This is a genomic window from Caulobacter sp. D5 (genome assembly GCF_003185805.1).
GTDB lineage: Bacteria > Pseudomonadota > Alphaproteobacteria > Caulobacterales > Caulobacteraceae > Caulobacter.
In genome coordinates this window covers 1-5,033 of record NZ_QHJY01000355.1, presented here as the reverse complement: position 1 = coordinate 5,033, position 5,033 = coordinate 1, and the positions used below count along the sequence as shown (strand labels likewise).

General features: G+C 67.8%; 6 protein-coding genes, 1 tRNA gene and 1 pseudogene. 7 read left to right on the top strand and 1 reads right to left on the bottom strand.

Annotated features, from left to right (window positions below; all coding sequences use genetic code 11):
* Both DMC18_RS20805 and DMC18_RS20800 read left to right on the top strand, forming a co-directional pair.
* The coding region (locus DMC18_RS20805; RefSeq protein ID WP_304539032.1) for a biotin/lipoyl-containing protein at positions 1 to 340 on the top strand (340 nt) is incomplete at its 5' end.
* Between the two features lie 127 nt (positions 341 to 467).
* A complete protein-coding gene (locus tag DMC18_RS20800; protein WP_110121014.1) occupies positions 468 to 872 on the top strand; it encodes a DUF805 domain-containing protein in 405 nt (134 codons plus the stop codon).
* On the opposite strand, the gene lipB is transcribed toward DMC18_RS20800, so the two are convergent.
* On the bottom strand, positions 869 to 1,594 hold the full coding sequence (gene lipB / locus DMC18_RS20795; RefSeq protein ID WP_110121015.1) for a lipoyl(octanoyl) transferase LipB: 726 nt from the start codon (positions 1,592 to 1,594) through the stop codon (positions 869 to 871). The two genes, DMC18_RS20800 and lipB, sit on opposite strands and share 4 nt — an antisense overlap.
* Positions 1,595 to 1,669: 75 nt before the next feature.
* Here lipB and DMC18_RS20790 point away from each other — a divergent pair, with 75 nt between their 5' ends.
* The 5 genes and pseudogenes from DMC18_RS20790 to spmX form a co-directional block, all read left to right on the top strand.
* Positions 1,670 to 1,921: a FliM/FliN family flagellar motor switch protein gene (locus tag DMC18_RS20790; RefSeq protein ID WP_058349571.1), complete on the top strand. Its 252-nt coding sequence runs from the start codon at positions 1,670 to 1,672 to the stop codon at positions 1,919 to 1,921.
* A 6-nt stretch (positions 1,922 to 1,927) separates the two neighbouring features.
* A complete protein-coding gene (locus DMC18_RS20785) occupies positions 1,928 to 2,344 on the top strand; it encodes a hypothetical protein (RefSeq protein WP_110121016.1) in 417 nt (138 codons plus the stop codon).
* Between the two features lie 90 nt (positions 2,345 to 2,434).
* Positions 2,435 to 2,519, top strand: a tRNA-Leu gene (locus DMC18_RS20780).
* A gap of 148 nt (positions 2,520 to 2,667) precedes the next feature.
* Positions 2,668 to 4,110 carry a magnesium transporter gene (gene mgtE / locus DMC18_RS20775; RefSeq protein WP_110121017.1) on the top strand — a complete coding sequence of 481 codons (1,443 nt, stop codon included), beginning with the start codon at positions 2,668 to 2,670 and terminating at the stop codon, positions 4,108 to 4,110.
* A gap of 117 nt (positions 4,111 to 4,227) precedes the next feature.
* Positions 4,228 to 5,033 (top strand): annotated as a pseudogene (gene spmX / locus DMC18_RS20770) (lysozyme-family localization factor SpmX); the annotation flags it as partial.

The following is a 5,033-nucleotide window of genomic DNA, read 5'->3' as shown; positions in this document are numbered from 1 at the left end:
CGAGGTCGCCCCGGCGGCCGAGGGCTTCACCATCCGCCACCGCGCCGCCAAGGCCCGGGTGCTCGTGCTCACCGCCCGCAGCGCCGAGCTGCACGAGAAGCTGCCGGCCAAGGCGCCGGCCGATACGTCCAAGCTGGTGCTGTCGCCGATGCCGGGGCTCGTCGTCTCGATGGATGTCGAGATCGGCCAGCAGGTGCGCGAGGGCGAGATCGTCTGCGTGCTCGAGGCCATGAAGATGCAGAACATCCTCCGCGCCGAGCGCGACGCCGTCGTCAAGGCCGTCAACGCCAAGGCCGGCGATCCGGTGGCCGCCGACCAGGTGCTGGTCGAGTTCGGATGAGCATTCTTTGGTCGGGCCTTGGCGGCTTCCGAGGCTTTCGCCTGAGGGTGTGACGCCTGTGCGACTTCCGCATCGGGCCGGCTGCGCCTAGGTTCCGCTCGAAGAGAGTCGCGGAGCCTTGGCGAGCATGAACGGTCGGATCGATTGGGCGGAGCTGTTCCTGTCCTCCACGGGCAGGTTGGCGCGCACGCCGTTCCTGATCGTCTCGGCCGTGCTGATCGGCGTGGCCGTGCTGTACGAGGCCATCGCCGGCGACGTGCTGCGGCTGCTGACCGGCTGGCTGGTCTATTCGGCCCTGCTGTATTCGGGCGCCTGCGTGCTGTCCAAGCGACTGCACGATCGCGGCCGGTCGGGCTGGTGGGCGGCCCTGGTGCTGGCGGCCATGGTCGCTGTCTGGCCGACCCCGCAGCACTTCCTGGATTTCGCCTTCGCCATCGTCCTGGTCTGGGCGATCATCGAGTTGGGCGTCATGGGCGGCGAGCAGGGCGCCAACCGCTATGGCCAACCGCCGCTGAAGGCCCCCGCGATCTAGATCGGCGCTTCGGCGTCCTCCACGGCCCCGAACACCTTGCGGAAACTGGCCTTCAGGGCCTCGTCGGCCTCGTCGAGGGTGACGGGCAGGCCAAGGTCGACGAGGCTGGTGACGCCGTGCTCGGTCTGGCCGCAGGGCACGATGCCCGAGAAGTGCGACAGGTCGGGCTCCACGTTCAGGCTGATCCCGTGGAAGCTGACCCAGCGGCGCAGCTTGACGCCGATGGCGGCGATTTTGTCCTCGCGCGACCAGCCTGGGCCCTTGCGCTCGACCCAGACGCCCACGCGCCCCTCGCGCATCTCGCCGACGACGTTGAAGGCGTCCAGGGCGTCGATGATCCAGGCCTCCAGCGCGGCGACGAAGGCCCGCACGTCGCGCCCGCGCTGGGCGAGATCCAGCATGACGTAGGCCACGCGCTGGCCGGGGCCGTGATAGGTGAACTGGCCGCCGCGGGCGCTCTCGAAGACGGGGAAGCGCTCGGGCTCCAGCAGGTCGGACGTCTTGGCCGAGACGCCGGCGGTATAGAGGGGCGGATGCTCCAGAAGCCAGATCAGCTCGCCCGCCGTACCGTCGGCGATGGCGGCCGCGCGGGCCTCCATGGCGGCAACGGCTGCCGGGTAGGGCACGTAGCCGGTCGAAACCGCCCACCCCGCCGGTGCCCCGTCGGGGCGCGACAAATCGGGAAGGTCTTTATCTTCAAGGTTTAACGGGCGATCAAGCATGCGGCCTTAGTCTTGCATGAGCCGAGGCGCGGGCTTTTCCGCCATCGGCAATTTCAGTTCCAGGGGCCTTAGTTCGTGAGCCAGGTCAACGCCGTCAATGTCGAGATCTCCGTTCTGCTCGGCCGGTCGATCCTGCCGATGCAGCAACTGCTGCGCATGGGCCGCGGCGCGGTGATCCCGCTGGACGCCAAGACCAACGACGAGGTCTGGATCCTGGCCAACAATCACCCGATCGCCCGGGGCGAAATCCAGATCAACGACGATCGCATCGCCATCCAGGTGACCGGCCCGGCCGACGTCTACGATTACATGGCCGGCGGCGCCTAAGGCGCGTTGCTCGCGCGCGGCTTCACGGCCAAGCTGCGGGTCATGGCTTTGCTTCGCTCCATGCTCGTCGTCGCGCTGCTTTCGGTCGCCGGCTCGGCGATGGCCGCGCCCGACTACGCCGGCCATTACGACAATGTGCGGTATGTCGAGGAGGCCGGCGATCTGGTGGGCTATCGGGTCACGGTCCGAACGGGTCCCAAGCCAACCGTCGCGTTCGAGATCTGTCAGGGCGAGTGTAATGGAGCAAGGGTGTTCCCGGCCTGGATCGAGGGTGACCGGATTTCCTTCGGCTATGCGCGGGGCGGTCTGAGTTCGATGCCCGCCGTGCCCGTCACGGGGCGCTTTGTTCGGGACGGTCTGATCCTGCAGTTCGCCAAGGAGCCGCCCGAAAAGCTGCGGAAGCGCAAGGCTATCCCCAGATAAACCCGGCCATGACGTCGCAATGATCGACATCTTGTAAGTCGCCTCTTCCCAAAGCCGATTCAGTTTGCTACCTGCCGCGCCTCACCACGAGCGGTCGTGGCGGAATTGGTAGACGCGCAGCGTTGAGGTCGCTGTGGGGCAACCCGTGGAAGTTCGAGTCTTCTCGACCGCACCAGGTGAACTTGCGTAGAGCGCGGCAGGCATCGGTTTCCGAATCGCCTTCCGCGCTCTAACCATTTTTCGGCCAAGGTTTCCGGGCAACCGCCCGCCGAGCTTAGGCTTTCAATCATTCGGATCACGCGCGCGCACTTCAGGAGGTCCCCATGACCCGGGAAACAGCCGACCTGAGCGAAGACGCGCGCCACGCCCTCTCCATTCCCGAGCCCGAAGTCGTCGAGGATCTCGAGGACCTGGCGCTCGGCGACGATTACGCCCTCAATCCCGACTATGTGGAGATGGTGGTCGACGCGGCCGATCGCGGGGACACCGCGCGCCTGTCCGAGCTGGTCGGGGCGCTGGATCCCGCCGACGTCGCCGACCTGATGGGCTTCCTCTCGGCCGCCTATCGCGAGGAGGTCATCCCGGTCCTCGATCCCCAGGCCCTGGGCGAGATCATCGCCGAGCTGGAGGACAACATCCGCGAGGAGGTGCTGGAGGCGACCCCGTCGGTCACCCTGGCTCGCGCGCTGGAGGAACTGGACACCGACGACGCCGCCGACGTCATCGACGACCTGGATGACACCAAGCGCTTCCAGGTGCTGGCGGCCATGGGCGAGACCGACCGGGCGGCCATCGAGACGACGCTGTCCTATGAGGACGAGACCGCCGGCCGCCTGATGCAGCGCGAGTTCCTGGCCGCGCCGCAGTTCTGGACCGTGGGCCACACGATCGAGCACGTGCGCCAGTCGGGCGAGAGCCTGCCGGAGCTGTTCTTCGACGTCTATGTGGTGGACCCGTCGTTCACCCCGGTCGGCGCCCTGCCGATCAGCCTGCTGCTGACCAGCAAGCTGGAGACCCCCCTGGCCGAGATCATGGAGCCGGTGACCGAGATCACCGTCGACATGGACCAGGAGGAGGTGGCCTACATCTTCGACAAGTATCACCTGATCAGCGCCCCGGTCGTGGAGGCCGGCGGGCGGCTGGTGGGCCAGATCACCGTCGACGACATCGTCGGCGTCATCCGCGAAGAGGCGCAGGAAGACATCCTCGCCCTGGCCAACGTGTCGGACGTCGGCCGCGACGCCAGCGTCGTGGAGATCGTGCGCTCGCGCCTGCCGTGGCTGCTGCTGAATCTGCTGACGGCGACGATCTCGGTTTCCGGCATCGCGCTCTTCCAGGAAGAGATCTCCAAGCTGGTGGCCCTGGCCGTGCTGATGCCGATCGTCTCGTCGCTGGGCGGCAACGCCGGCACCCAGACGCTGGCGGTCGCCGTGCGGGCGCTGTCGAGCAAGGAGCTGACCGCGGCCAACGCCTCGCGGATCATCACCCGCGAGCTGCTGGTGGGCGTCATGAACGGCCTGACCCTGGCGATCGTGATGGGGGCGGCGGTCTATGTGTTCTATGACAATCCGAAACTGTCCCTGACCGTGGCCCTGGCCCTGGTCGCCAACATCTTCACCGCCGCCGTCGGCGGCATCCTCGCGCCGCTGGCGCTGGAGAAGATGGGCCGGGATCCGGCGGTGTCGTCGTCGATCTTCGTGACCTTCCTGACCGACTTCGCGGGCTTCTTCTCGGTGCTGCTGATCGCGGCGCTGCTGTTCAACTGATCCCAAGCGGGCCGGGGCTCGTGCAAATTTCCTTACCTGAACCTTAAGAAACGGCGCCGGTCTTGCGCGGGACCGGGCGAGGGCATCCGCCTGCGTTTCAAATTGGGTCAACTCGCGATGAAGCCGCGTCATCAGGTCTCCCGCGCCGCCGTCGATCTCATCAAGAGGTTCGAAGGCTATCGGCAGAAAGCCGCCCAGCTGCCCGACGGGCGCTGGACGATCGGCTATGGGCATACCCTGACCGCCCGGGGAGGCGCGACCGTCTCGGAACAGGACGCCGAGGCCCTGCTGCTCTACGACCTGATCACCGTGGCTCACGCGGTGAACGAAAACAGCTACGCGCCGCTGAACCAGAACCAGTTCGACGCCCTGACCTGTTTTGCGTTCAACATCGGGACCGAGAACTTCGTGCGCTCGGGCGTGCTGCGCCGGATCAACGAGGGCTCGCTGCTGCAGGCCGCCTGCGCCATGGAGATGTGGCGCAAGGCCGACTTCGAGGGCGAGCGGATCGTCATCGACGCCCTGGTGCGTCGCCGCGCCGCTGAGAAGACCCTGTTCCTGACCCCGCCGGACGGCCACTGGGTGCCCGCGCCCAGCCCGGTGCTGCGGCCCAAGGTCGATTACGACGCGACCTGCGCCATTCCCAAGCAGACCCCGGCCGCCGTCTCGACGCGCCTGGAGGGCGATAAGGCCGTCGCCGAGCGCGCGGCGGGCTCGATCGTCACGCCGCTGACCCCGGTCGTCCCGGAAGAGGACGGTCCCAGCGCCACCGAACTGGCCGCCGCCGGCGTCAGCGCCCGCCTGGAGAAGATCCTGGCCGACGAGCCCGCCCGTCCGGCCCCCAAGCCGGTCGAGGACCTGGTCGTGCCCGAGCCGCCGCCGGCGCCCGTCGTGTCGGCCGCCGAGCCGGCCCCGGCGCTGCA